The following is a 950-nucleotide window of genomic DNA, read 5'->3' as shown; positions in this document are numbered from 1 at the left end:
GCCTAGGGCCTGTTGCGAAAGTGGATCTTGTTCGGTGATGATCACGTCCTGTGGGACGTGGGGATCTGACGAACGGGCAGTGGGCCCGGCTTGAGCCGTTGCTGCCGCGGGGTATCAAGCCGGGTCGGCCGCAGGTGTGGACGCGGCGGCAGCTGATAGATGGCATACGGTGGCGGACCCGGACTGGTGCTCCGTGGCGGGACGTGCCCGAACGTTATGGGCCGTGGGACCGGGTCTATGACCTGTTCCGGCGCTGGCAGCGGGATGGCACCTGGGCGCGGATCCTCACGCAGCTCCAGGCCGAGGCGGACGCGAAGGGCCTGATCACCTGGGAGGTCAACGTCGATTCCACCGTCTGCCGGGCCCACCAGCACGCCGCCGGAGCGGCGAAAAGGGGGGCCTCCAGAAGGAGCCGCCCGGCGGGATCTTCGTCGAGCCGGCCGACCACGGCCTCGGACGTTCCCGCGGCGGACTGACCAGCAAGATCCACCTCGCGGTCGAGCAGGGGCAGAAGCCCCTGTCTGTGGTGATCACGGCCGGGCAGCGGGGCGACTCCCCGCAGTTCGAGCCGGTCCTGGAAGCCATCCGAGTGCCGAGGCTGGGGCTCGGCAGGCCCCGCAGGCGTCCGGACCGGGTCCGGGCCGACAAGGCGTACGACTCCCGCAGCAACCGCTCCTACCTGCGCAGACGCGGGATCAAAGCCACCATCCCGGTTCCGGCGGACCGGGTCCGCAGCCGCCTCAAGCGCGGCTCGCGCGGCGGACGGCCGCCGAAGTTCGACAGGGACGACTACAAGCAGCGGCACGCGGTCGAATGCGGGATCAACCGGCTCAAGCGTCATCGGGCCGTGGCCACTCGGTATGACAAACTCGCCGTCCGCTACGAAGCGACCGTGCTGGTCGCAGCCATCAACGAGTGGCTGTGACCAGCACTTTCGCAACAGGCCCTAG

At 69.3% G+C, this 950-nt stretch carries 1 protein-coding gene; it reads left to right on the top strand.

The features are described 5' to 3' along the window. The first annotated feature begins 50 nt into the window (after nt 1-50). A protein-coding gene (locus tag IQ279_RS27525; RefSeq protein ID WP_372445254.1) for an IS5 family transposase occupies nt 51-925 on the top strand; the annotation gives its coding sequence in 2 pieces (ribosomal slippage) (nt 51-438 and nt 438-925; 876 coding nt in all). Nucleotides 926-950: the final 25 nt, after the last annotated feature.

The organism is Streptomyces verrucosisporus (genome assembly GCF_017114865.1).
In the GTDB taxonomy this organism is placed as follows: domain Bacteria; phylum Actinomycetota; class Actinomycetes; order Streptomycetales; family Streptomycetaceae; genus Streptomyces; species Streptomyces fenghuangensis.
The sequence above is the reverse complement of the archived record's forward strand: the minus strand, read 5'-3'. Positions and strand labels throughout refer to the sequence as shown.